General features: G+C 68.5%; 20 protein-coding genes. 13 read left to right on the top strand and 7 right to left on the bottom strand.

Annotated features, from left to right (window positions below; genetic code table 11):
- The first annotated feature begins 11 nt into the window (after positions 1-11).
- The 3 genes from odhB to BGP17_RS15550 all read left to right on the top strand — a co-directional run bounded on the left by odhB (position 12) and on the right by BGP17_RS15550 (position 4,223).
- Positions 12-1,214, top strand: a complete 1,203-nt coding sequence (gene odhB / locus BGP17_RS15560) for a 2-oxoglutarate dehydrogenase complex dihydrolipoyllysine-residue succinyltransferase (RefSeq protein ID WP_286712602.1) — start codon at positions 12-14, stop codon at positions 1,212-1,214.
- A gap of 198 nt (positions 1,215-1,412) precedes the next feature.
- Positions 1,413-2,807: a dihydrolipoyl dehydrogenase gene (gene lpdA, locus BGP17_RS15555; RefSeq protein WP_286712601.1), complete on the top strand. Its 1,395-nt coding sequence runs from the start codon at positions 1,413-1,415 to the stop codon at positions 2,805-2,807.
- Between the two features lie 87 nt (positions 2,808-2,894).
- Positions 2,895-4,223, top strand: a complete 1,329-nt coding sequence (locus BGP17_RS15550; RefSeq protein WP_286712600.1) for a serine hydrolase — start codon at positions 2,895-2,897, stop codon at positions 4,221-4,223.
- Positions 4,224-4,324: 101 nt separating this feature from the next.
- On the opposite strand, the gene BGP17_RS15545 is transcribed toward BGP17_RS15550, so the two are convergent.
- Complete coding sequence (locus BGP17_RS15545; RefSeq protein WP_286712599.1) at positions 4,325-4,990, bottom strand: YoaK family protein; 666 nt, start codon at positions 4,988-4,990, stop codon at positions 4,325-4,327.
- 63 nt (positions 4,991-5,053) lie between these two features.
- Between BGP17_RS15545 and BGP17_RS15540 the strand changes: the two genes are divergently transcribed.
- Positions 5,054-5,689 (top strand): trimeric intracellular cation channel family protein, encoded by a 636-nt coding sequence (locus BGP17_RS15540; protein ID WP_167299669.1) that lies wholly within the window; start codon positions 5,054-5,056, stop codon positions 5,687-5,689.
- Between the two features lie 11 nt (positions 5,690-5,700).
- Here BGP17_RS15540 and BGP17_RS15535 read toward each other — a convergent pair whose 3' ends face one another.
- Genes BGP17_RS15535 through sppA form a run of 3 tightly spaced genes read right to left on the bottom strand, consistent with a single transcriptional unit; the run spans position 5,701 to position 8,608 of the window.
- A complete protein-coding gene (locus BGP17_RS15535) occupies positions 5,701-6,087 on the bottom strand; it encodes a hypothetical protein (protein WP_167299670.1) in 387 nt (128 codons plus the stop codon).
- Positions 6,088-6,143: 56 nt separating this feature from the next.
- Positions 6,144-6,719: a GNAT family N-acetyltransferase gene (locus BGP17_RS15530; RefSeq protein WP_167299671.1), complete on the bottom strand. Its 576-nt coding sequence runs from the start codon at positions 6,717-6,719 to the stop codon at positions 6,144-6,146.
- Positions 6,716-8,608 (bottom strand): signal peptide peptidase SppA, encoded by a 1,893-nt coding sequence (gene sppA, locus BGP17_RS15525; protein ID WP_286712598.1) that lies wholly within the window; start codon positions 8,606-8,608, stop codon positions 6,716-6,718. The genes BGP17_RS15530 and sppA overlap by 4 nt, the downstream gene beginning before the upstream one ends.
- Positions 8,609-8,885: 277 nt before the next feature.
- Here sppA and groES point away from each other — a divergent pair, with 277 nt between their 5' ends.
- From groES to pepF, 4 genes are all read left to right on the top strand, one after another.
- A complete protein-coding gene (groES, locus tag BGP17_RS15520) occupies positions 8,886-9,173 on the top strand; it encodes a co-chaperone GroES (RefSeq protein ID WP_086128153.1) in 288 nt (95 codons plus the stop codon).
- A 79-nt stretch (positions 9,174-9,252) separates the two neighbouring features.
- Positions 9,253-10,896, top strand: coding sequence for a chaperonin GroEL (gene groL, locus BGP17_RS15515; protein ID WP_167299673.1), 1,644 nt, complete (start codon positions 9,253-9,255; stop codon positions 10,894-10,896).
- Positions 10,897-10,982: 86 nt separating this feature from the next.
- Positions 10,983-11,219, top strand: a complete 237-nt coding sequence (locus BGP17_RS15510; protein ID WP_286712597.1) for a hypothetical protein — start codon at positions 10,983-10,985, stop codon at positions 11,217-11,219.
- 117 nt (positions 11,220-11,336) lie between these two features.
- The gene (gene pepF, locus BGP17_RS15505) at positions 11,337-13,199 is read left to right on the top strand and encodes an oligoendopeptidase F (protein ID WP_167299674.1); all 1,863 of its coding nucleotides are present in this window, start codon (positions 11,337-11,339) and stop codon (positions 13,197-13,199) included.
- Between the two features lie 37 nt (positions 13,200-13,236).
- Here the strand turns inward: pepF and BGP17_RS15500 are convergent, their stop codons facing one another.
- Both BGP17_RS15500 and BGP17_RS15495 read right to left on the bottom strand, forming a co-directional pair.
- The gene (locus BGP17_RS15500; protein ID WP_286712782.1) at positions 13,237-13,533 is read right to left on the bottom strand and encodes an HNH endonuclease; all 297 of its coding nucleotides are present in this window, start codon (positions 13,531-13,533) and stop codon (positions 13,237-13,239) included.
- Positions 13,534-13,568: 35 nt separating this feature from the next.
- The gene (locus tag BGP17_RS15495; protein WP_286712596.1) at positions 13,569-14,156 is read right to left on the bottom strand and encodes an aspartyl/asparaginyl beta-hydroxylase domain-containing protein; all 588 of its coding nucleotides are present in this window, start codon (positions 14,154-14,156) and stop codon (positions 13,569-13,571) included.
- 65 nt (positions 14,157-14,221) lie between these two features.
- Between BGP17_RS15495 and BGP17_RS15490 the strand changes: the two genes are divergently transcribed.
- Complete coding sequence (locus BGP17_RS15490; protein ID WP_286712595.1) at positions 14,222-15,361, top strand: sulfotransferase family protein; 1,140 nt, start codon at positions 14,222-14,224, stop codon at positions 15,359-15,361.
- On the opposite strand, the gene BGP17_RS15485 is transcribed toward BGP17_RS15490, so the two are convergent.
- Entirely contained in the window at positions 15,358-16,419 is a 1,062-nt protein-coding gene (locus tag BGP17_RS15485; RefSeq protein WP_286712594.1) for a mannose-1-phosphate guanylyltransferase/mannose-6-phosphate isomerase, read from the bottom strand. The genes BGP17_RS15490 and BGP17_RS15485 overlap by 4 nt on opposite strands.
- A 160-nt stretch (positions 16,420-16,579) precedes the next feature.
- Between BGP17_RS15485 and BGP17_RS15480 the strand changes: the two genes are divergently transcribed.
- From BGP17_RS15480 to BGP17_RS15465, 4 genes are read left to right on the top strand one after another with little or no spacing between them, the layout of a single operon-like run.
- On the top strand, positions 16,580-17,968 hold the full coding sequence (locus tag BGP17_RS15480; protein WP_167299678.1) for a TIGR03013 family XrtA/PEP-CTERM system glycosyltransferase: 1,389 nt from the start codon (positions 16,580-16,582) through the stop codon (positions 17,966-17,968).
- On the top strand, positions 17,969-20,026 hold the full coding sequence (prsK, locus tag BGP17_RS15475) for an XrtA/PEP-CTERM system histidine kinase PrsK (protein WP_167299679.1): 2,058 nt from the start codon (positions 17,969-17,971) through the stop codon (positions 20,024-20,026).
- Positions 20,023-21,393 carry a PEP-CTERM-box response regulator transcription factor gene (gene prsR, locus BGP17_RS15470; protein WP_167299680.1) on the top strand — a complete coding sequence of 457 codons (1,371 nt, stop codon included), beginning with the start codon at positions 20,023-20,025 and terminating at the stop codon, positions 21,391-21,393. Before prsK ends, prsR begins: the two co-directional genes overlap by 4 nt.
- Positions 21,377-23,458, top strand: coding sequence for a tetratricopeptide repeat protein (locus tag BGP17_RS15465; protein WP_286712593.1), 2,082 nt, complete (start codon positions 21,377-21,379; stop codon positions 23,456-23,458). Before prsR ends, BGP17_RS15465 begins: the two co-directional genes overlap by 17 nt.
- The last annotated feature ends 42 nt before the right edge of the window (positions 23,459-23,500 follow it).

Here is a 23,500-nt window from a genome sequence, read left to right as displayed (position 1 = left end):
GAGGAAAGACAATGGCAGACGTTAAAGTCCCGACACTGGGTGAATCGATCACCGAAGCCACGCTCGGCGAATGGCTGAAGAATCCGGGCGATCCCGTGCAGCTCGACGAGCCGATCGCGAGCCTGGAGACCGACAAGGTCTCGGTGGAAGTGGGCAGCCCGGTCGCCGGCGTGATGGGCGAGCAGCTCGTCAAGGTGGGCGACACGGTCGAGGTCGGCGCGGTGATCGCCCTGGTGAGCGAAGGCGGCGCCGGCGCCGCACCGAGCCCGGCTCCCGCCGCGGCACCGGCCCCGACGCCCGCGCCGGCCGCCGCGCCCGCGACCGAGGCCGCCGCGCTCTCGCCCTCGGTGCGCCGCGCGGTGCTCGAGACCGGCGTCGATCCGTCGACCGTGCAGGGCACCGGCAAGGACGGCCGCCTGACCAAGGACGACGTGATCGCCGCGGCCAGCAACAAGCCGGCCCCTGCCGCCGCTCCGGCGCCCGCCGCCGCGCCGGCCGCTTCCTCGGCCAATGGCCGCAAGGAAGAGCGCGTCAAGATGACGCGCCTGCGCCAGACCGTCGCCAAGCGCCTGAAGGAGGCGCAGAACACTGCCGCGATGCTGACCACGTTCAACGACGTGGACATGACCGCGGTGATCGAGGCGCGCGCCAAGTACAAGGATCTGTTCGAGAAGAAGCACGGCGTCCGCCTGGGCTTCATGGGCTTCTTCGTGAAGGCCGCCTGCATGGCGCTCAAGGACATCCCGGGCGTCAACGGCTCGATCGAGGGCGACGAGATCGTCTATCATGATTATTGCGACATCTCGGTCGCCGTCTCGGCCCCGCAGGGCCTGGTGGTGCCAGTGATCCGCGACGCGGAGACGCTGAGCGTCGCCGGCATCGAGCGGACGATCGGCGACTTCGGCAAGCGCGCCAAGGACGGCACGCTGAAGATGGAAGAAATGAAGGGCGGCACCTTCACCATCTCGAACGGCGGCGTGTTCGGCTCGCTGATGTCGACCCCGATCATCAATCCGCCCCAGTCGGCCGTGCTCGGCCTGCACCGCATCGAGGACCGCCCGGTGGTCCGCGACGGCCAGATCGTGATCCGCCCGATGATGTATCTCGCGCTCAGCTACGACCATCGCCTGGTCGACGGCCGCGAGGCAGTGACCTTCCTCGTCGCGCTGAAGAACGCGATCGAGGATCCGACCCGACTGCTGATCGACCTGTAAGGCGGTCGTAAAACTGACTTGCTCCGCCACTAACCCTCATGGGTTGCAGGCGGGGCGGGTCATCCTATGTGGTTGTGGAAGCGCAAGCGGAGGCAGGAAGAAGCAGCCTCCCCGATGATCGAGCCGGCCCCGGCGCCCGCGGAAACTCCTCCGCCCTCGCCGCCGCCAGCTCCCGTCGCAGAGACGAAAGAGAAGCAAATGGCCGATTATGATTTCGACGTGCTGGTGATCGGTTCGGGCCCCGGCGGCTATGTCGCGGCGATCCGCGCGGCGCAGCTGGGCCTCAAGACCGCATGCGCCGAGAGCCGTGCAACGCTGGGCGGCACTTGCCTCAACGTCGGCTGCATCCCCTCCAAGGCGCTGCTCCACGCCTCCGAGCTCTATGAGGAAGCCGCCAGCGGCAAGCTCGCCAAGCTCGGCATCAAGACCCCGACGGTCGAGCTCGACCTCGACGCGATGCACGGCCAGCGTATCGACGCGGTGAAGGGCCTGACCGGCGGCATCGAGTTCCTGTTCAAGAAGAACAAGGTCGAATGGCTGAAGGGCCATGCCAGCTTCACCGGCAAGGACAGCGTCAAGGTCGGCGACCGTGAGGTGCGGGCGAAGAACATCGTCATCGCCACCGGCTCCTCGGTCACTCCGCTGCCGGGCGTCGAGATCGACCAGAAGGTCGTGGTCGACAGCACCGGCGCGCTCGAACTGCCCAAGGTCCCGCAGCATCTCGTCGTCATCGGCGGCGGCGTGATCGGCCTGGAGCTCGGCTCGGTGTGGCGCCGCGTCGGCGCCAAGGTCACCGTGGTCGAGTTCCTCGACCAGCTGCTGCCGGGCATGGACGGCGAAGTCCGCAAGGAAGCGGGCAAGCTGTTCAAGAAGCAGGGCATGGAGCTCAAGCTCTCCACCAAGGTGACCGGCGTCGCCGTCAACGGCGGCAAGGCCACGCTCACCCTGGAGCCCTCGGCCGGCGGCGCTGCGGAAACGCTCGAGGCGGACGCAGTGCTGGTCTCGATCGGCCGCCGTCCCAACACCTCGGGCCTGGGCCTGGAGGCCGCCGGCCTCTCGACCAACCAGCGCGGCCAGATCGAGATCGACCACGACTTCCGCACTTCGGTCCCCGGCATCTGGGCGATCGGCGACGTCGTTCCCGGCCCGATGCTCGCGCACAAGGCCGAGGACGAAGGCATTGCGGTGGCCGAGAACATCGCCGGCCTGACCGGCATCGTGAACCATGACGTGATCCCCTCGGTCGTCTACACCTGGCCCGAGATCGCCGGCGTCGGCCTGACCGAGGAACAGGCCAAGGAGCGCGGCGAAGTGAAGGTCGGCAAGTTCCCGATGATCGCGAACTCGCGCGCCAAGACCAACCACGAGCCGGACGGCTGGGTGAAGGTGATCGCCGACGCCAAGTCGGACCGCGTGCTCGGCGTGTGGATGATCGCCTCCGTCGCCGGCACGATGATCGCCCAGGCCGCCCAGGCGATGGAGTTCGGCGCGACCAGCGAGGACATCGCCTATACCTGCCACGCGCACCCGACCCATTCGGAAGCGTTCAAGGAAGCCGCCATGGCGGTCCAGGGCAAGCCGATCCACATCTGACCATCGCCTCCCTCTCCCGATGGGGGAGGGAGTTGAAGCCGCTTCCATTGCGTGTTAGTGAACTAACACACTTTGGGAGGAACCTTCATGCGCCATTTCGTCCTCGGCTTCGCGCTCGTCTGCGCCGCGCCTGCCTTTGCCCAGGACGTGGCGCGGATGGACAAGGTCGCCGCCGCCGAAGCGGATAGCGGTGCCTTCATGGGCGCGGTGCTCGTCGCGCAGGACGGCAGAATCCTGTTCGACAAGGGCTATGGCTCGGCCAATCTCGAATGGAAGATCCCGAACGACGGCGAGACCAAATTCCGCCTCGGCTCGATCACCAAGCAATTCACCGCCGCTTCGATCCTGCTGCTCCAGGAGCGCGGCAAGCTGCGCCTCGATGCGCCGGTGAAGACCTATCTGCCCGATGCCCCCGCGGCCTGGGACAAGGTGACTGTCTTCCACCTGCTCACCCATAGCGCCGGCATCCCCAACTTCACGTCGTTCGACGAATATTCGGCATCGAGGACACAGGCGACCACGCTCGATGCGCTGATCGCCCGTTTCCGCGGCAAGCCGCTCGATTTCGCGCCGGGCGAGCGGCACAGCTATTCCAATTCGGGCTATGTCCTGCTCACCGCGATCATCGAGAAGGCGAGCGGCCAGCCCTATGCCGCCTTCGTCGCCGAGAACCTGTTCAAGCCGCTCGGCATGGCCGATAGCGGCTATGACAGCCATGCGCAGGTGATCCCGCACCGCGCGTCCGGCTACAGCCCGCGCGCCGGGCTGGTGGTCAATGCCGACTATATCGACATGTCGATTCCGCAGGGCGCGGGCGCGCTCTATTCGACCACGCACGACCTGCTGAAATGGGAAACGGGGCTGTGGGGCGGCAAGCTGCTCAAGCCCGAATTGCTCGCGGCGATGCGGACGCCCTACAAGGACAATTACGCGCTCGGCATCGTCGCCGTCGCCAGGGACGGCAGCACCACCTTGTCGCATGGCGGCGGCATCGAGGGGTTCAACACCTGGCTCGGCTATGATCCGGACCGCAGGATCACAGTGGTGGTGCTCGCCAATCTCAACGGCAACAGCGCGGACAAGCTCGGCGCCACGATGATGACGCTGGCGCGCGGCGGCACGATCACGCTGCCGAGCGAGCGCAAGGCGGTGAAGCTCGAGCCGGCCCTGCTCAAGGCCTATGAAGGCACCTATGAAGCGAACCCCAATTTCAGCTTCACCCTCCGCGCCGAGGGCGACCGCCTGATCGCCCAGGCGACCCGCCAGCCGCCGCTCGACCTGTTTCCCGAAGCGAAGGACCGCTTCTTCTTCCGCGCGGTGGACGCGCAGATGGACTTCACCCGCGATGCGTCGGGCAAGATCGTCGGCGCGGTGATGCACCAGAATGGGCGCGACCAGAAGGCCGTGCGGAAATAGGGCTCCGGCCCGCCATCGTCGCGCCCGCGTCTCGAGCAGCGCCCCTCAGCCTGCCGAGTCGACGTGAAGACGGGCATGCCAGGCCGGGCAGCGCCCCTCTATCAGCGAACCGCCCAGGGGCCGGCCAGCTTCGGCCGGATCCGCATCAGCGCGAAGGCGAGCACCGCGCTGGCGATCGGCGCCAGCCACAACGCCGTCCAGCCCCAGCGAAGATGGCTCGCCGCCCCCATCACCGCACCGGCGACGAAGCCGAGCCACAGGAACAGATAGCGCGCCCAGGCCCAGCGATCGGGATCGCCCATCAATGCGCCGGCCAGCTTCTGCCCCATCTTGACCAGCGATCCGGTCATATAGGTGACGCCGATCGTCGCTTCGCCCTCGCGGTGGAGGATGCCGTTCTCGCAGCCCATCGCCATGGCGAGGAAGATCAGCACGATCGGCCCCGGCGCCAGGCTGGCGAGCGTTGCCGCGGCGACGAGCAGCGCCGTCACCACCAGCATCAGGCTTTCGCGGAACCGCGCCTGGCGCCAGCGCGTCACCACGCTGGCCAGGATCACGCCGCTGACGAAGCTCATCACCAGGCCGCCGGCCACCGCCGCGTCGCCGGGCAGGTTGCCGCCCAGGCCCACGCCCAGCCGCGTGCTGTTGCCGCTCATGAACGAGGCGAAGAAGCCGCCCAGGCTGGTGAAGGCCAGGGCATCGACGAAGCCGGCAAGCGCGGCGAGGCAGATGGCGATGACGACAAGCGGAGACTCGGTACGCTGCATGGCCGCAGTCATGCCCCGGATGCGCGTTTGACAGCAAGCCGGTGCCGGAGAGAAACAAGACGGATGGACGCCGCTCTCGCCGCTGCCCGCATCGGGCCGATCCTGCCCTGGCTCGACATGTTCGGCATCGCGCTGTTCGCGGCGACCGGCGCGCTGGCCGCCGCGCACCGGGCACAGACCTTCGTCACCGCCGCCTTCTTCGCGCTCGTCACCGGGGTAGGCGGCGGCACGATCCGCGACCTGCTGATCGGAGCGCCGGTATTCTGGGTGCACGACGCGACCGTCGCCGCGCTGATCCTCGCCGTCGCGGTGCTGGTGTGGAGCACGCCGCAGCGCTGGTGGAACGACGCGACCTTCGCGTGGCTCGATGCGCTGGGCCTGGCCGCCTATGCCGCGTTCGGCGCGGCCAAGGCGCTGGGCTATGGCATTCCGCCAGTGCCGGCGGCGGTGATGGGCGTGGTCACCGCCTGCGCGGGCGGCATCATCCGCGACGTGCTGGCAGGCGAGCCCTCGATCCTGATGCGGCCCGAGCTCTACGTCACCGCCGCCGCGCTCACCGCCACGCTGCAGGTGGCGCTGGCGCTCGCCGGGCTGCCGGTCTTCGCCGCCGGGCTGCTCGCCGCCGGCGCCGGCTTCGGGCTGCGCGCTGCCGCCATCCGGTGGAAACTCGGCCTGCCCGCCTATCGCGGCCGGCGCTGAGGAAGCGGGGGCTATTCCTCCAGCAACCAGGCGATCGCTTCCTCGCGATCGCCGAAGATGCCGATGTCGGGACGAACTTCGCGAAGCCGCTGCACCTGCAGGCGGGCCAGCGCAGTGACGACGACAAAGGCCACCTTGCGCGCCCATAGCGGACGCACGGCTTCGTTGTTGAAGGTGTTGATGATCAGCTCCGCCGTGGCCTGCGGGACGACCGGGATGCTGCTGGCATCGTAGAGCGTGACATGCTGCCCCACTTCCGGGCCGAAATCGCGGACGGCGGCACGCAGTTCCTCGCCGATCCAGGCCGCATCCTCGGGCGAGAGCATGGCTTTCAGCCTGAGATCGATCAGCTTGCGCTCGCGATCGACGCGAAGGCTGTGCAACTCGGAATCAGGCATACGCTACTCGTATCCGGCACAAGGACGGTGCGAGGATAGTCGGCGCCGCGCGGCCCTCAATCCCGGACAATCCCCATATCCGCGAATTTGCGGGGTTCGACGGGGGGCACGCGCGGCTCGTTCAGCTCGCACTGCCAGAAGCCGACATCGATCCATTGGCCGTGCTTGAAGCCCACTTCGCGATAGACGCCCTGGCGGCGAAAGCCGACCGCTTCGTGCAGGCGGATCGAGCGGTCGTTCGGCAGGGTGATCGTGCCGATCGCATGGATGAAGCCCTGGGCCCGGAGCGTGCCGACCAGCGCCTCGTAGAGCAGCCGGCCGACGCCCGATCCGCTCGACGCGTCGGTCAGGTAGATCGACGTCTCGCAGACATAGCGATAGGCCGGGCGGTCGCGGAACTTGCCGGCATAGGCATAGCCGATCACGCCGGCATCCGGATCATTGGCGCTGGCGCCGCCCGTCGTCGCCACGATCCAGGGATAGAGGCCCTCGCTCGCATGCATCCGCTTGCGCATCTCCGCCTTTTCGGGCGGCTCGATCTCGAACGAGGCGGTGCCGGTGAGCACATGCGGCGCATAGATCGCGGCGATGGCGCCGGCATCGTCCGACGTGGCTGCGCGGATGCCGATCACAGGCCGAGCCGCGCCGCGATCGCGTCGAACAGGCGGGCATCCTCGAGGCTGCCGGTCGCCGGGCCGAAGCCGCCGCATTCGAGGCAGCGCGCCTGGACCGAGCCGCCGGTGGCGAGCCGCCTGGCATCGCCCAGCGCCTGGGCGAGCAGCGCGCGCTGGCCGATCGCGGCGCGGGCGAACAGGTCCGCCCCGGCCGGCTGATCGGCCCAGTCGCCGTCCTCGTCCTTGTCGTCGGCGAAGCTGGCGATCAGCTTGGCCCAGCTCGAAGGCTCCTTCTCGAGATAGACGGCATGGACCTTGGCCGGGTCGAGCTTGGCGCGCCGCGCGGCCTCGGCGATCGCATCGTCGATCCCGCCGAACCGGTCGACCAGCCCGATCTGGTGCGCGGTGCCGCCGATCCAGACCCGGCCCTGGGCGATCTCATTGACGCGCTCCGGCGTCAGCTTGCGGGCGCCCGCGACCAGCCCGACGAAGCGCGCATAGCCCGCCTCGATCGCCGACTGGAGCAGCGTGTCCGTCTCCGCATTGGTGCCGCCATAGATATCGGGCTGGCCGCTGAGCGGCGTGGTCTTCACCCCGTCCGTGCCGACGCCGATCTTGGCGAGCGTCTTCTCGAACGTGGGGATCACGCCGAAGATGCCGATCGAGCCGGTGATCGTGTTGGGCTCGGCAAAGATCGTGTCGCCCGCGGTCGACACCCAATAGCCGCCGCTCGCCGCGAGGCTGCCCATCGAGATCACCACCGGCAGCCCCTGCGCCTTGGCCTGGAGGATCGCCTGGCGGATCTGCTCCGAGGCGAGCGCCGAGCCGCCCGGCGAATCGACGCGGACCACCAGCGCCTTCAGCTTCTTGTTCGCCAGGCCCTTGAGCAACGCCGCGCTCACCGTGTCGCCCGCCGCCCTGCCGGGGCCGCCCTTGCCGTCGACGATCTCGCCGGCGACGGTGATCACGCCGATCGCGTCGCCGCCGGTGGGCAGCGGATGCGCGGCCACGAAATCGGCCAGCTTGATCCGGTTGAAATTGCCTGCCGGCTTGCCGCTCGGCGCGCCGGCGATCTCGGCGACGCGCTTGCCGAAGGCAAGCCGGTCGCCCAGCTTGTCGACGATGCCCATCGCCAGGTTCGCCTTGGCGATGTCGCCCTTTGCCGCCGTCACCGTTTCCGCGGGCTTCGCCAGATAGTCGGCGATGCGCGCCTTGGGCCGCGCCTTGGCGATCTCCTGCCGCCACTGGTCGAGGATCTGCTGGTACATCGCCAGATCGGCTTCCTTGGCCTCGGGCGACATGTCGCTGCGCATATAGGGCTCGACCGCCGACTTGAACTTGCCGACGCGGTAGATGTGCGCATTGACGCCGAGCTTGTCGATCAGCCCCTTATAGTAGAGCCGCGTGCCGCCCGGGCCCGCGAACATCGCGCCGCCCAGCGGATTCACCCAGATCTCGCTCGCATTGGCGGCAAGCGCATAGCTGTCGTCGGTATAGGCGGTGGCATAGGCGAGCACGGGCTTGCCCGCCGCGCGCACCTTGCCGACCGCTGCGGCAACTTCGCTGATCGCGGCGGGATAGCCGCCCGTGAAGCGATCGAGATCGAGCACCACCGCCTTCACATGGTCGTCGCCCTTCGCGGCATCGAGCGCGCGCACCACATCGCGCAGCCGTTGCTGCTTCACCGTGCCTGCGCCACTGAGCCGGGAGAAGGGATCGGCCTCCTCGGGCTGCTCCACCAGCGCGCCGTCGAGCGCCACCAGCAGCGCGCCGTCGCGGATCGATCCGGGATTGGGCTTGGCGGACAATGCCGCGAACAGCATCGTGAAGAACAGCAGCATGAAGACCAGGACCAGAAAGTCCTTGATCCCCACCAGGATCTTCCAGGCGCCCCGAACAAGCTTCACGTGCCGCTCCCATGCGAAGGAATATGCCCGTGGTGCTAGAGGATCGCGGGGGACGCGTAAATGCCCCTGCCATTGCGCGGGAACGACCATTTGTCTCGCAGCGAGAGCCCTTGCGTCGCTTCGCGGGTGCCGGGCCGGGGGTCGGCGCCACCTAAATTTGCAACGGCGCGCCGCGCCCTGGTTGACGCGGGCGGATCGGCTTCGCATATCGCGCCGGCTGGCACTCACCCCGAGCGAGTGCCAAATCCGAGATCAACCCTGAAGTAAGGATCAGGCAATGAACTTCCGTCCGTTGCACGACCGCGTGCTCGTCCGCCGCGTCGAGGCCGAAGCCAAGACCGCCGGCGGCATCATCATCCCCGACACCGCCCAGGAAAAGCCGCAGGAAGGCGAAGTCGTCGCCGCCGGTTCGGGCGCGAAGAACGAGAAGGGCGAGATCACCCCGCTCGACGTCAAGGCCGGCGACCGCATCCTGTTCGGCAAATGGTCGGGCACCGAGGTCAAGGTCAATGGCGAAGACCTGCTGATCATGAAGGAATCGGACATCCTCGGCATCATCGGCTGAACCCGGTTCCCGGCCCCGCCGCGTGCGATGGGGTCGTGGCTTTTATGACTTTCTGAACGAATTTTGAGAGGTAGGAACAATGGCTGCGAAAGACGTCAAGTTTTCGCGTGACGCCCGTGAGCGCATCCTGCGCGGCGTCGACATCCTCGCCGATGCGGTGAAGGTGACCCTGGGCCCGAAGGGCCGCAACGTCGTGATCGAGAAGAGCTTCGGCGCGCCGCGCATCACCAAGGACGGCGTCACCGTCGCCAAGGAAATCGAACTCAAGGACAAGTTCGAGAACATGGGCGCGCAGATGATCCGCGAAGTCGCCTCGAAGGCGAACGACACCGCGGGCGACGGCACCACCACCGCCACCGTGCTCGCCCAGGCGATCGTGCGCGAGGGCATGAAGTCGGTCGCGGCCGGCATGAACCCGATGGACCTGAAGCGCGGCATCGATCTCGCCGTGACCAAGGTGGTCGAGGACGTGAAGTCGCGCTCGAAGCCGGTTGCCGGCACCAATGAAGTCGCCCAGGTCGGCATCATCTCGGCCAATGGCGACAAGGAAGTCGGCGAGAAGATCGCCGAGGCGATGGAGAAGGTCGGCAAGGAAGGCGTGATCACCGTCGAAGAGGCGAAGGGTCTCGAATTCGAGCTCGACGTCGTCGAGGGCATGCAGTTCGACCGCGGCTATCTGTCGCCCTATTTCATCACCAACCCCGAGAAGATGTCGGTCGAGCTCGCCGATCCGTACATCCTGATCCACGAGAAGAAGCTGTCGAACCTCCAGTCGATGCTGCCGATCCTCGAGGCGGTCGTGCAGTCGGGTCGCCCGCTGCTGATCATCGCCGAGGACATCGAGGGCGAGGCGCTGGCCACCCTGGTGGTCAACAAGCTGCGCGGCGGCCTGAAGGTCGCGGCCGTCAAGGCGCCGGGCTTCGGCGATCGCCGCAAGGCGATGCTCGAGGACATCGCGATCCTCACCAAGGGCGAAGTCATCTCGGAAGACCTGGGCATCAAGCTCGAGTCGGTTACCCTGGGCATGCTCGGCACCGCCAAGCGCGTCACGATCGACAAGGACAACACCACCATCGTCGATGGCGCCGGTGAAGCCGATGCGATCAAGGGCCGCACCGACGCGATCCGCCAGCAGATCGAAGTAACCACCAGCGACTATGACCGCGAGAAGCTCCAGGAGCGTCTCGCCAAGCTCGCCGGCGGCGTGGCCGTGATCAAGGTCGGCGGTGCCACCGAAGTCGAGGTGAAGGAGCGCAAGGACCGCGTCGACGACGCGCTGCACGCGACCCGCGCGGCCGTGGAAGAAGGCATCGTTCCGGGCGGCGGCACTGCGCTGCTCTATGCCACCAAGGCTCTCGAGGGCCTGAAGGGCGCGAACGACGACCAGACCCGCGGCGTCGACATCATCCGCAAGGCGATCACCGCGCCGCTCAAGCAGATCGCGCAGAACGCCGGCCATGACGGCGCCGTCGTCGCGGGCAAGCTGCTCGAGGGCACCGACACGTCGCTCGGCTTCAACGCCGCGACCGACGTGTACGAGAACCTGGTCGCCGCCGGCGTGATCGACCCGACCAAGGTCGTCCGCACCGCGCTGCAGGATGCGGCCTCGGTCGCCGGCCTGCTCATCACCACCGAAGCGGCGGTGAGCGAGCTGCCGGAAGACAAGCCTGCCATGCCCCCCATGGGTGGCGGCATGGGCGGCATGGGCGGCATGGACTTCTAAGTCCCGCCACTCAGGCAAGAAGACGGGCGGGCCGGGGAGCGATCCCCGGCCCGCTTGCTTTGCGCCGAACTGGAATGGTTAAGCGCTTGACCCGCCAGAAACAGTGGGGAAATGAATGGAAAACTTGTTTTGGGGGTCTGCAAGTGTTCAGTTGGTTTGGTGGTCGTGTGCGTTGCCTGGGGGGGCGGCACGAGCGTTCCGAGAAACATGCCCAGCGCATCGGCGAGGGCGAGAAATTTGTCAGCAAATGCCGGTATTGCGGCGTGCACATGACCCGGCGTGCCAAACGCGACTGGATCGTGACACCCAAGGGCGCCCGCTGAGCCGCGGCGTGCTGGCGTCATAGGACGACAAAGCACTTCCTTTCATCTCGAAATCGCGACAGATTGGCCGCCTCACCACGGCGCCGGCCTACAGGCGCGTTCTCGGGGAACTGGAACATGACCGAACTTTCTCGTCGCGAGGCGCTGGCTGCCGCCGCGTTCGCCGGCGCCGTCGCCGCCTTGCCGGCATGGGCCCGCCAGGCCGCCGCGCCCGCCGGGGCGCAGTGGGACCTGAGCGAACTCTATCCCAGCGAGGCCGCCTGGGAAGATGCCCGCAAGCAGGCGCTCGCCGCAATTCCCGCCGTCGCCAGGTTCAAGGGCCGCCTTGGCGAAAGCGCCGACGTGCTCGCCGAGGCGCTGGTGCTCCAGTCGGACCTCGGCCGCACGATCGGCCGCATCTACACCTATGCCAGCCTGAAGGGCGACGAGGACGTCCGCATCTCGGCCAACCAGGAGAAGCTGGCGCAGGCGCGCGACCTCTACACCGCGTTCGGCGAGGCCAGCTCCTGGACCTCGCCCGAGCTGCTGACGCTCGGCAAGGCGAAGATCGACGCCTTTCTCGCCGCCAATGCGACGCTGCGTACCCGGTTCGACTTCGCATTGGCCGATACGCTGCGCCAGGCCGAGCACACGCTCTCGCCCGAGGGCGAGGCGATCCTCGCCAGCGCCAGCTCGCCGCTCGCCGCGCCGGGCGAGATCTCGGGGCAGCTGCGCTCGTCGGACATTCCCTGGCCGACGATCACGCTCTCCACCGGCAAGCAGGTCCGCCTCGATTCGCAAGGCTATTCGCTCAACCGCGACGCGCCGAGCCGCGAGGACCGCAAGGCAGTGTTCAACGCCTTCTGGACCGCGCACGGCAAGTTCCAGAACTCGTTCGGCGCGACCTATGGCGCCAAGGTGCGCGGCGACATCTTCTATGCCAAGGCACGGAAATACCCGACCTCGCTCGCCCGCGCGCTTTCCGGCAACAACGTGCCCGAGACCGTATACCGCACGCTGGTGGCCGAGGCGAACAAGGGGCTGCCCCAGCTCCACCGCTATTTCGAGCTGCGCCGCAAGATGCTCAAGCTGCCGGACATCGGCTATTACGACATCTATCCGCCGCTGGTATCGATGGACCGCAGCTACACGCTCGACCAGATGCGCGCGACGACGCTCGAAGCCGTGAAGCCGCTCGGCCCCGACTATCAGGCGCGCATCGCCAAGGCGACTGCGGCCAAATGGATGGATCCCTGGCCCCGCGAGGGCAAGCGGCCGGGGGCCTATATGAACCCCGGCGCGTTCGACGTGCACCCCTATCTGCTGCTCAACCTGAGCGACAAATATGACGGGATGAGCACCTATGCCCATGAATGGGGCCATGCGCTCCACTCGCTGCTCGCCAATTCGACCCAGCCCTATGACAAGGCCGACTATCCGATCTTCCTCGCCGAGATCGCGTCGACCCTGAACGAGCAGCTGCTGTTCGCGCACCTGATGAAGAACGCGAAGACCAAGGAGGAGAAGCTCTTCTATCTCGGCCAGCAGATGGAGAATTATCGCGGGACCTTCTTCCGCCAGACCATGTTCGCCGAATTCGAGCTGAAGGCCCATGATATGGCTGAGGCGGGCGAAGGCCTGTCGGGCGCCAAGTTCACCAAGGTCTATGGCGAGCTGCTGCGCACCTATCACGGGCCGAACATGATACTCGCGCCCGAATATGCCAACGAATGGGCGTATATCCCCCATTTCTACAACAGCTTCTACGTCTACCAATATGCCACCTGCATCTCGGCGGCGACCTTCTTCGCCCAGTCGATCCTGAAGGGCGGCCCGAAGGAGCGCGACAACTACCTGTCGGTGCTGAAGGCGGGCGGGTCCGACTATCCGACCGAGATCCTGAAGCGCGCCGGCCTCGACATGGCCAGCCCGGCTCCGTACCAGGCGCTGGTCGCGGACTTCAGGAACGTGCTCGACCAGGCCGAGGCGCTGATCGGCTGAACCCGTTCCTCCCTCGGCGCCTTGCTCCGGGGAGGAATCAGGATGCCTTCCGCCGCGTCGGCGCATGGAAATCGGGCGGCTTGTCCGCGATCCATGCGACGAAGCGGCGGATGTCCTCCGACCGGAGCAGCGCCGCCATCGTGGGATAGACCCGCGCCAGTTCGGCGTTGCTCGCGCAGGCATGGATGGTGCGGTGGCAGATCGGATGGAGCGGCACCGTCTCGCGGCCGCCCTCGCTCTTCGGCACGACATGGTGCCATTCGGCCCGCCGGCCGAGCGGGCGGGCGCAGAGCGCGCAGGCCTCCGCCGGCGGCGCATCCGCCGCGGCCGCCATCGCCGCCGCGACCTGCTTGCGCCGGACGCGCCCGCTCATCCTTCGAGCTGGCGCAACAGCCAGTCGTCCACCACCAGGTCGAGCACCAGATGGACGCGCGCGCTCCGGCCCCGGTTCGCCACGCTGTGCGGATCGGCGAGGCGCAGATACCAGGCCTCGCCCGGCGCCATCGTCACGCGCGTGCCGTTCAGCCGGAAATCGACATCGTCGCTGGTCAGCACCGGCACATGAATCCGCGCAAAGCCCTGGGCGGCGTCGAGATCGAAATCCGCATGCTCCTTGATCACCGATCCCGCCGCCAGCCGCATCAGCCGCACCGAGCGGACCGGACAGGCGAACGCGTCGATCGCCGCCGACAGGGCCGGCATCCGCGCGCGCCACGGCGTATCGACGAACGCAGTGACGCCGGGCGCCGAGTAGATCTGCTGGACCGGATGGGCGGCGCCGGCCGGCGCGCGCAGCGGCAAGGCGCTCCACTCGCCCTCATAGTTCCGCTGCACGAAATGCGCGGTCCAGTCGCCACGCTCGAGCGCGGCGATGTCGGCGGCGAGCGGCGCGGGATCGAAGGCAAGCGGCAGTCGCACCCGATCGGGCCAGGCGGATTGTGCGGATATGGTCGCCATATTAGCCTGCCTCTCCCTTCCGCATGAGCCTATCCCGGCCCTCGATGATTGCAATGCCACCAACCATGCTCGACCGATTCCGCGCCGCCGTGATGGCCGATCCGCAGGCGCAGGCGCACCTCGCCGAACCCCGCGAACCGGCGATATTCGAAGCCCGTGCGCTCGCCTGGGCCGCCGCGCGCGGCATCGCGCTCACCGCGGCCGATCTGATCGAGGGCGGCCGCCCAGACCCCGCCGGGATGCATCGTTTCCTCCAGGCGCCGGTCGCCCGGCACGATTGGCCGGCCCGGGGCTGGCTGCCCATCGGCTTCGCGGCTTTGCCCGAACCCGCGGTCGATTGGTTCAACTTCGCCAACATCTCCCCGGGCAGCCCCTTTTTCGAGGATGCGGTGCGCGAAGCGGCGGGCCGGCCGTTCAACCGCCTGTTCCGCACCGCCACGCCGCTCGCCAGCTTCCTTGGCCGCGCGGATCCCCGGCCGCCTTCGGGCTTCATCTTCCACATGTCGCGCTGCGGCTCGACGCTCGTCTCGCAGATGCTCGGTGCCGCCCCGGGGCATGTCTCGATCTCCGAGGCGCCGCCGCTCGACGCAATGATCCGGCATCGCTTCCCCGATCCGGAGATGCAGGTCGACGCGCTGCGCGCGCTGGTCCATGCCTATGGCCGCGGCGCAGGGCATCTCTTCGTCAAGCTCGACAGCTGGCACACCCGCGCGCTGCCGCTGCTCCGCCGCGCCTTCCCGGAGACGCCCTGGATCTTCCTCTATCGCGAGCCGGTGGAAGTCCTGGTTTCGCAGCTGCGCCTGCGCGGCGTGCAGACCGTGCCCGACCTGGTGCCGCTCGAATGGTTCGGCCTCGCGCGCGAGGATGCGCACCTCCCCGAGCGCGCCTTCATTGCCCGGATACTCGAGCGGACCTGCAGCGCGGTGATCGAGCAGGGTGCGGACAAGGGGCTGCTGATCAATTACGCCCAGCTGCCCGAGGCATTCTTCGACCAGATCCTCCCCCATTTCGGCATCGCCCCCGACGCGGCGGCGCGCGACGCCATGGCCGCGATGGCAAGTCGCCATTCCAAGGCCCCGTCCGCGCGTTTCCAAGCCGATGGCGAAGCGAAGCAGCGCGAAGCCGATGCCGAGCTGCGCGCCATCGCCGACCAGTATCTCGCCCCGATCTTTGTCGAGCTCGAGGCCCGGCGCCTCGCGACCTAACCGCCCTTCTGCATCGCCTCGATGATCTTCTTCACTTCCTGGCTGCGCCCGCGCGGGAGGACGAGCACGTCGTCGCCCGAAGCGACCACGATCAGGTCCTCGACGCCGACCAGCGCCACGCGCTTGCCGGGCTCGGCACGGACGAGGCAATTGCTCGATTCGATCACCACCGCATCGCCGCGCACCACGTTGCCGCCGGCATCGGCATGGCTGATCGCATGCAGCGCATCCCAGCTGCCGACGTCGCTCCAGCCCATCGTCACCGGCACCACCGCCACGCGCGGCGCCTTCTCCATCACCGCATAGTCGATCGAGTCCGACGGGCTGGCGGCGAAGCTCTCGGCATCCGGCCAGATCCGGGCGCCATCGCGCCGGCCGTTCGCCATCGCCTGCTGCGCCGCATGCAGCATCCCGGGCGCATAGCTCGCCAGCGCCCCCAGATAGGCATCGGCGCGGAACAGGAAGATGCCGCCGTTCCAGGTATGGCCGCCCTCCGCAAGCATGGCCTCGGCCTTGTCGCGCGCCGGCTTCTCGACGAAGCGCTCGACGCGGTGCACGCCCTCGGCCAGCACTTCGCCCACCTTGATCCAGCCATAGCCGGTCTCGGCCGCGTCGGGCGTGATTCCGAAGGTGATCAGCCACCCCTCCTCCACCAGCGGCAGCGCGGCTTCGATCGCCAGGTGAAAGGCGTCGACATCGGCGATCACGTGATCGGACGGCATCACCAGCAGCGGCTCGGCGCCGCCGCCCGCGGCGATCGCGGCGAGGGCGATGGCCGGCGCGGTGTTGCGCCCCATCGGCTCGAGCACCAGTGCGCGCGCGGCGCTGTCCGCGGCGGCGAGCTGTTCCTCGACCATATCGGCGTGATGCGCGTTGGCGACGACGATCGGCCGGCCGAATCGCTCGCCGGCGGCGCGCCGCGCCGTGAGCTGGAGCATCGTTTCCTCGGCGGTCAGCGACAGGAGCTGCTTGGGTTTCTCGGCCCGCGACATCGGCCAGAGTCGGGTGCCCGATCCTCCCGACAGGATGACAGGAACGATCGGCTTCGAGTCCGGCATGTGTTTCGAACCTCCTGAAGATTTCGCAATGCTGCGATTTGCCCCCGGGGTCAAACACATGGGTTGCGGCATTGGTGCCGGCGCGCGACGGATTTTTCCGCGAGCCCGGCCGGCGTCGCCATGTCGGATTTGTTTACACTTCTGCACTAGAGCGGGTCCCATGATCCGGCTGTTCAAGCATTACGTGCCCAACGCGGTGCTGCTGCTCGGCTTTCTCGACATCCTGCTGCTGGCGATGTCGGGCGAGCTCGGCTGGATGCTGCGCGCACACCAGCTCGGCATCGGCCTGCCGCTGATGCAGGAACGCTGGCCGCAGCTCGTCAGCTATGCGCTGTTCCTCGAAGTCGCGATGGTCGCGGTCGGCGTCTATGGTGCCGATTCGCTCCAGTCGCTGCGCTATGCGATGGCGCGGCTGATCGTGGCGATCTCGCTGGGCGTGATCGGCTTGAGCGTGCTCTATTTCCTGATCCCCGAGATCGGCTTCTGGCGCTCGAACCTGCTCTACGCGATGGGCTGCTCCATCGCGTCGCTGATCGCGCTGCGCATCCTGCTCGGCAAGGCGCTGGGCAGCCAGGCGTTCAAGCGCCGCATCGTCGTGCTCGGCGCCGGCGCGCGGGCACAGCGTCTGAAGGATCTCTCCAAGACTCCCGGCGCGGGCTTCGTCGTGGTCGGCTATGTCGCGATGAGCGAAGCCAATCGCGTGATCCCCGAGGCGATCGCCCGCGATGCGATCTACAATCTCGCCGACCATGTCGTGGTGCTCAACGCCAGCGAAGTCGTCCTCGCCCTCGAGGAACGCCGCAACGCGCTGCCGCTCAAGGACCTGCTGCGGATCAAGACCACCGGCGTGCACGTCAACGAGATCTCGACCTTCCTCGAACGCGAGACAGGCCGCGTCGACCTGGACAGCGTCAATCCCAGCTGGCTGATCTTCTCCGACGGCTTCTCCTCGGGCCGCATGCTGTCGAGCCTGTTCAAGCGGCTGTTCGACATCGGCGCCAGCCTGGTGCTGCTCATGCTGATGCTGCCGATCATCCTGCTCACCGCCATATTGGTGAAGCTGGAGAGCAGGGGCCCGGCATTCTACCGCCAGCGCCGCGTCGGCCTGTACGGCACCGGCTTCGACGTGATCAAGTTGCGCTCGATGCGCCAGGACGCGGAGGTCGACGGCAAGGCCGTGTGGGCGGAGAAGGACGATCCGCGCATCACCCGCGTCGGCCGCGTCATCCGCAAGACGCGGATCGACGAGCTGCCGCAGTGCTGGAGCGTGCTCAAGGGCGAGATGAGCTTTGTCGGCCCGCGCCCGGAGCGCCCCCAGTTCGTCGAGGATCTCGAGGCCAAGCTGCCCTATTATGCCGAGCGCCACATGGTGAAGCCGGGCATCACCGGCTGGGCGCAGATCAACTATCCCTATGGCGCATCGATCGAGGATTCGCGCCAGAAGCTGGAATACGACCTCTATTACGCGAAGAACTATTCGCCGTTCCTCGACGTGCTGATCCTGCTCCAGACCATCCGCGTCGTGCTGTTCCCCGAAGGCGCACGCTAGATGGGGGCGCTGCTGCTCTGGCTGCACGCGCTCGCAGCGCTGCTGTTCGGGGCGCTCGCGCTCTGGGCGTGGCGCACCGATCTCGCCGGGCTGCCGCGCCGCCCGCTTGCCTTCGCGCTGGCCGCCACCGCGTTCTGGGCGCTCGCCATCGCCGGCATCGGATCGACCGATTTCGCCAGCTGGTTCGCCGAGACGCTGCGCAACCTCGCCTGGCTCGGCTTCATGCTGGTGCTCCACCGCCGTGACGCGCAGACCCGCCCGCCGATCGCGCTGGGCACGGTCTATGGCGTCGTCGCGCTCGTACAGATCGGCGCATTGGCGCTCACCCTCATCGCCTATGCCGATCCCGAACCGATAGTGGCGGCGCAGACCGCCAATGCCGCGGTGCTGCTGCGCATGCTCGTCGCCGTCGCGGCGCTGGTGCTGGTCCAGGCGCTCTGGTCGGCGCTGAGCCCGGCCGCCGGCGGACCGCTGCGCACGCTGGTGCTTGCGCTTGCCGGCATCTGGTGCGCCGAGCTCGGGCTCTACACGATCGCCTATCTCGCCGCCGAGTGGCGGATCGAGCCGCTGGTGCTGCGCGGGCTCGCCTATCTCGCCGTCGCCCTTGCGATCGGCGCCGTGCTCCAGCGCAAGGGCGAATGGAAGATCGAGGTGTCGCGCGCCGTCACCTACCAGTCGCTCTCGCTCGTCGCGGTGGGCGTCTATTTCGCGCTGCTCGCGCTCGCCACGTCCGCGATCGCCACCGTCGGCGGCCCCAATGCCCGCATCCTGCAGACCGCCTTCGTGCTGGGCTCGACCGCGGCGATCCTCACGCTGGTCGCCAATAGCTGGCTGCGCGCCTGGCTGAAGGTCAAGCTCGCCAAGCACCTCTTCCGGCACCGCTACGACTATCGCACCGAATGGATGCGCTTCACCGAAACGCTCGGCAATCCGCAGGGCGGTGCCGCACTCGACGAACGCATCGTGAAGGCGATCGCCGACCTGACCGAGAGCCCCGCGGGGGTGCTGCTCGTCCCCGATGCGGGCGGGCTCGGCGTCGGTGCGAGCTGGAACTGGGACCGCGCGACGCTGCCGATCGCCAGCGACACGGCGCTGGGCGGCCATCTCCAGGCAAGCGGCCGGATCATCGAGCTCGACGCGGTCCGCCGCAGCGAGGACCATCTCGACGCCGCCGTCGTGCCGCAATGGATGCTCGACCTGCCCGAGGCCTGGGTGATCGTACCGCTGCCGCATCTGGCCGAGCTCGCGGGCGCGATCCTCCTCGCCCGCCCACCGCTCGACCGCGCGCTCGACTGGGAGGATTTCGACCTGCTGAAAGTGGCCGGCCGCCAGGTCGCCTCCTATCTCGCCGAGGCCCGCGCGCAGGATGCGCTCGCCGAGGCGCAGCGCTTCGACGAATTCAACCGCCGCTTCGCCTTCATCCTGCACGACATCAAGAACCTGGTGAGCCAGCTCACCCTCACGGCACGCAACGCCGAGCGCCATGCCGACAAGCCCGAGTTCCGCGCCGACATGGTGGCAACGCTGCAGAGCTCGGCCGAGCGGATGAACGGGCTGCTTGCGCGCCTCTCCCAGCATCATCGCGGCCGCTCCGAGGCGCCGCATGCCATCGAGATCGTGGCGCTGGTCGAGCGAGTCGCCACCCAGCGCAGGGGCCAGCATCCGGTGGTCACTTCCGGCGTGCGCAGCGCCATCGCCCATGCGGATCCGGCAAGCCTCGAGCAGCTGCTCGGCCATCTCGTCCAGAACGCGATCGATGCCAGTCCGGCGAACGAGCCGGTGACGCTCGCGGTCTCGGCCGATGGCGAGCGGGTGGCGATCGACGTGATCGATCTCGGGATCGGCATGTCGCCAGGCTTCATCCGCGACAAATTGTTCAAGCCCTTCGTCTCGTCGAAGGAAGGCGGGTTCGGCATCGGCGTCTTCGAGGCGCGCCAGCTCGCACATGCCATGGAGGGCCGCATCGAAGTGACGTCGCGCGAAGGCAAGGGCACGCGCTTCCGCGTCATCCTGAAGGCCGCGCACCCCGCCGATCTGGGCATGGGGAGGGCCGCATGAGCGACGCCCCCGCCCCGACCAGGCTGCTGCCGAAACTGCTCGTCGTCGAGGACGATGCCGGGCTCCAGCGCCAGCTGCGCTGGGCCTATGACGGCTATGAGATCTTCACGGCCTCCACGCGCGAGGAAGCCATCGCAGTGCTGCGGGCCGAGGAGCCGCCGGTGGTCACGCTCGATCTCGGCCTGCCGCCCGATCCCGACGGCACCACCGAGGGCTTCGCCACGCTGGAGACGATCCTGTCGCTCCGCCCCGACACCAAGGTGATCGTCGCCTCCGGGCACGGCGCGCACGAATCGATGCTGCGCGCGATCTCGCTGGGCGCCTGGGACTTCTACCAGAAGCCGATCGACATCGACGCGCTCGGCCTGATCGTCGCCCGCGCCTTCCATGTCCATGCGCTGGAAGCCGAGAATCGGCGCCTGGCCGAACGGGTCGAGGCTGGCGCGGTACTGGGCGGCATGCTCACCGGCGCGCCCGAGATGCTCAAGGTCACCCGCACGATCGAGCGCGTCGCCAGCGCCGACGTGTCGGTGATGCTGCTCGGCGCCAGCGGCACGGGCAAGGAACTGCTCGCCCGCGGGCTGCACGACAAGAGCGGGCGCAAGGGGCGCTTCGTCGCGATCAACTGCGCGGCGATCCCCGAGACCCTGCTCGAAAGCGAGCTGTTCGGGCACGAGAAGGGCGCCTTTACCGGCGCGGTGAAGACCACCGAGGGCAAGATCGAGCTGGCCCAGGGCGGCACGCTGTTCCTCGACGAGATCGGCGACGTGCCGCTGCCGCTCCAGGTCAAGCTGCTGCGCTTCCTCCAGGAGCGCGTGATCGAGCGCGTCGGCGGGCGCCAGGCGATCGCGGTGGACACCCGCATCGTCTGCGCGACGCATCAGGACATCGACGCGATGGTCGCCGACAATCGCTTCCGCGAGGACCTTTACTACCGCCTTGCCGAGATCGTGGTGCGCATCCCCAGCCTGGCCGAGCGGCCGGGCGACGCCGGCCTGCTCGCCCGCCATTTCCTCCGGAAATACGCCGGGCAGATGAACACCGCTGCCCGCAGCTTCGCGCCCGACGCGCTGGCCGCGATCGATGCCTGGGGCTGGCCCGGCAATGTGCGCGAGCTCGAGAACCGCGTGAAGCGCGCGGCGATCATGGCCGAGGGCAAGCACGTCACCGCCGGGGATCTCGATCTCGACGCGCAGGCGGGCATCGAGCCCGTCAACCTGAAGGCCGCGCGCGAGCTCGCCGATCGCAAGGCGATCCGTCATGCGCTGGCCCGCGCCGAAGGCAATATCTCCGGCACCGCCCGGCTGCTCGGCATCAGCCGCCCCACCCTCTATGACCTGATGAAGGCCTATGACCTCCAGCCATAGGCGCGCCCGCGCCAGATCCTCGGGCTTCGGCGTGCGCGGCGTGCTGGTGATCGGCATCGCGCTGGCGGTGCTGTTCGCCGTGCTGATCGGCTGGTTCACGCTGGCCCCCGGCCGGATGGGCAAGGCCGAAGCCGCCCAGGCCACCGAGCGCGCCGAGGCGATGCTCAAGGCCGACGACGCCAACGGCGCACGCGATCTCGCGGCGGAAGCGGTGCGCGGCGACCCCGACAATGGGAACGCCCATATCGTCCTCGCGCGCGCACTGCTCGCGCTGCAGGACGGCGTCGGCGCCGAGGGAGAGATCCAGCGCGCGGTCGATGCCGGCTACGACGCCGCGGCCGTGCCGCAATGGCGCGCCGAGGCATGGGTGCTTCAGGGCAAGACCGACAAGGCGCCCGCCGAGGCCGACAAGGCGCCGCAGAAGCTGCGCCCCTATGGGCTGCGCATCCGCGCGCGGGCGCTGACCGCGACCGGCGACTATGCCGGCGCGCAGAGCGCCCTCGACCAGGCCCTGCATCTCGCACCCGACGATGCCGGCCTCTGGACCGATATCGCCCGCTTCCGCTTCGCCGCCGGCGACCTTCTCGGCGCCGCCGAGGCTTCGGACCGTGCGGTCAAGCTCGCGCCCGGCTCGGTCGACGCGCTGGTCGTGCGCGGCGAGGTGGTCCGCAGCCAATATGGGCTGGTCGCCGCGCTGCCCTGGTTCGAACAGGCGCTCAAGCGCGATCCCGCCCGCCACGCCGCGCTGATCGAATATGCCGCCACCCTGGGCGACGCCGGCCGCACCGTCGACGCGCTCGCCGCCACTCGCCGCGCGCTCGCCGCCCGGCCGGGCAGCCCGCAGGCGCTCTACCTCCAGGCAGTGATCGCCGCGCGGGCCGGCAATTTCGACCTCTCCCGCTCGATCCTCGAAAAGACCGGCGGCGCCATCGACGACCTTCCCGGCATGATGCTGCTCGGCGGCACGCTCGACCTGGAGAAGGGCGATTACGAGCAGGCGATCGAGAAGCTGACCGACCTGGTCGGCATGCAGCCGATGAACATCACCGCGCGCAAGCTGCTCGCCATCGCCCTGCTGCGCACCGACCGCGCCCGCAACGCGATCGACATGCTGCGCCCCGTGGTCGCCCGCGCCGATGCCGACAGCTATGCGCTGACCCTGGCCGCCCGCGGCTTCGAGCGGATCGGCGACCGCGACAGCGCATCGCACTTTCTCGACCGTGCCGCCTTCCCGGCGACCGGCGAATCGGCGGCGTTCAGCGCCGACGACAGCACCGCCACGCTCGCCGCCGATGCGGCCCGGCAGCCGGGCAACCCGGAAGCGGCGCTGCCGCTGATCCGCGCGCTGATCGCTGGCGGCGACAAGGCCGGCGCCCTCGCCCGCGCCCAGGAAATCGCCGCCAGGAATCCCGGCGCCGCCGCCGCGCAGGTGGTGCTCGGCGACATGCTGATGCTGCTGAACCGCCCGGCCGATGCCGCCGCGGCCTATCGCCGCGCCGCCGACCTGCGCTTCGACGAGCCGACCCTGCTCCGCCTGGTCGACGCGTTCGATCGCGCGGGCCGGCGCGAGGATGCGGCCAACGCACTCGCCCTGTTCCTGTCGCAGAACCCGGCGAGCATCCCGGCGCTGCGCCTCTCGGCCCATTGGCAGCTCGCCGGCGGCGACTATGACGCGGCGATCGATTCGCTGGAGGACATCCGTGCCCGCATCGGCGACGGCGACGCCGTGCTGAACGCCGAACTGGCCGCCGCCTATGCCGGTGCCGGCGAAACCGGCACCGCAGTCGATTTCGGCGAGGCGGCCTATGGCCTCTCCCCCGCCAACCCCGCGGTGGTCGACGCCTATGGCTGGGCGCTGTTCCTTGGCGGCGACAAGGACGGCGCGCTCGAGCTGCTCCGGAAGGCAGTGATCCTGGCTCCCCGGCATCCGGGCCTGCGCTGGCACCTGGCCCAGGTCTATGCGGCGCTGGGCCGCAAGGCCGAGGCGAAGGAGCACGCCCAGGCCGCGCTGGCCGATCCGGGCTTCACCGACCGGGCGGCGGCCCTGGCGATGGCCAACGGCTGACCCGACGCCTGACAAGCCGCACCCACAGGGGCTGAAAGCGAA

It is taken from the genome of Sphingomonas sp. 67-41, from assembly GCF_001899725.1.
Classification (GTDB): Bacteria; Pseudomonadota; Alphaproteobacteria; order Sphingomonadales; family Sphingomonadaceae; genus Sphingomonas; species Sphingomonas leidyi.
This window is presented reverse-complemented; position numbering and strand designations above follow the sequence as displayed.

Excerpts from the sequence above, each read along its gene's own strand:
- groL (WP_167299673.1), top strand. The coding sequence starts at position 9,253 with ATGGCTGCGAAAGACGTCAAGTTTTCGCGTGACGCCCGTGAGCGCATC.
- BGP17_RS15535 (WP_167299670.1), bottom strand. The coding sequence starts at position 6,087 with ATGCCTGATTCCGAGTTGCACAGCCTTCGCGTCGATCGCGAGCGCAAG.
- BGP17_RS15495 (WP_286712596.1), bottom strand. The coding sequence starts at position 14,156 with ATGGCGACCATATCCGCACAATCCGCCTGGCCCGATCGGGTGCGACTG.
- BGP17_RS15540 (WP_167299669.1), top strand. The coding sequence starts at position 5,054 with ATGGACGCCGCTCTCGCCGCTGCCCGCATCGGGCCGATCCTGCCCTGG.
- prsK (WP_167299679.1), top strand. The coding sequence starts at position 17,969 with ATGGGGGCGCTGCTGCTCTGGCTGCACGCGCTCGCAGCGCTGCTGTTC.
- BGP17_RS15490 (WP_286712595.1), top strand. The coding sequence starts at position 14,222 with ATGCTCGACCGATTCCGCGCCGCCGTGATGGCCGATCCGCAGGCGCAG.
- pepF (WP_167299674.1), top strand. The coding sequence starts at position 11,337 with ATGACCGAACTTTCTCGTCGCGAGGCGCTGGCTGCCGCCGCGTTCGCC.
- BGP17_RS15480 (WP_167299678.1), top strand. The coding sequence starts at position 16,580 with ATGATCCGGCTGTTCAAGCATTACGTGCCCAACGCGGTGCTGCTGCTC.
- odhB (WP_286712602.1), top strand. The coding sequence starts at position 12 with ATGGCAGACGTTAAAGTCCCGACACTGGGTGAATCGATCACCGAAGCC.
- BGP17_RS15465 (WP_286712593.1), top strand. The coding sequence starts at position 21,377 with ATGACCTCCAGCCATAGGCGCGCCCGCGCCAGATCCTCGGGCTTCGGC.
- BGP17_RS15545 (WP_286712599.1), bottom strand. The coding sequence starts at position 4,990 with ATGCAGCGTACCGAGTCTCCGCTTGTCGTCATCGCCATCTGCCTCGCC.
- BGP17_RS15500 (WP_286712782.1), bottom strand. The coding sequence starts at position 13,533 with ATGGCGGCCGCGGCGGATGCGCCGCCGGCGGAGGCCTGCGCGCTCTGC.
- lpdA (WP_286712601.1), top strand. The coding sequence starts at position 1,413 with ATGGCCGATTATGATTTCGACGTGCTGGTGATCGGTTCGGGCCCCGGC.
- BGP17_RS15485 (WP_286712594.1), bottom strand. The coding sequence starts at position 16,419 with ATGCCGGACTCGAAGCCGATCGTTCCTGTCATCCTGTCGGGAGGATCG.
- prsR (WP_167299680.1), top strand. The coding sequence starts at position 20,023 with ATGAGCGACGCCCCCGCCCCGACCAGGCTGCTGCCGAAACTGCTCGTC.
- BGP17_RS15550 (WP_286712600.1), top strand. The coding sequence starts at position 2,895 with ATGCGCCATTTCGTCCTCGGCTTCGCGCTCGTCTGCGCCGCGCCTGCC.
- groES (WP_086128153.1), top strand. The coding sequence starts at position 8,886 with ATGAACTTCCGTCCGTTGCACGACCGCGTGCTCGTCCGCCGCGTCGAG.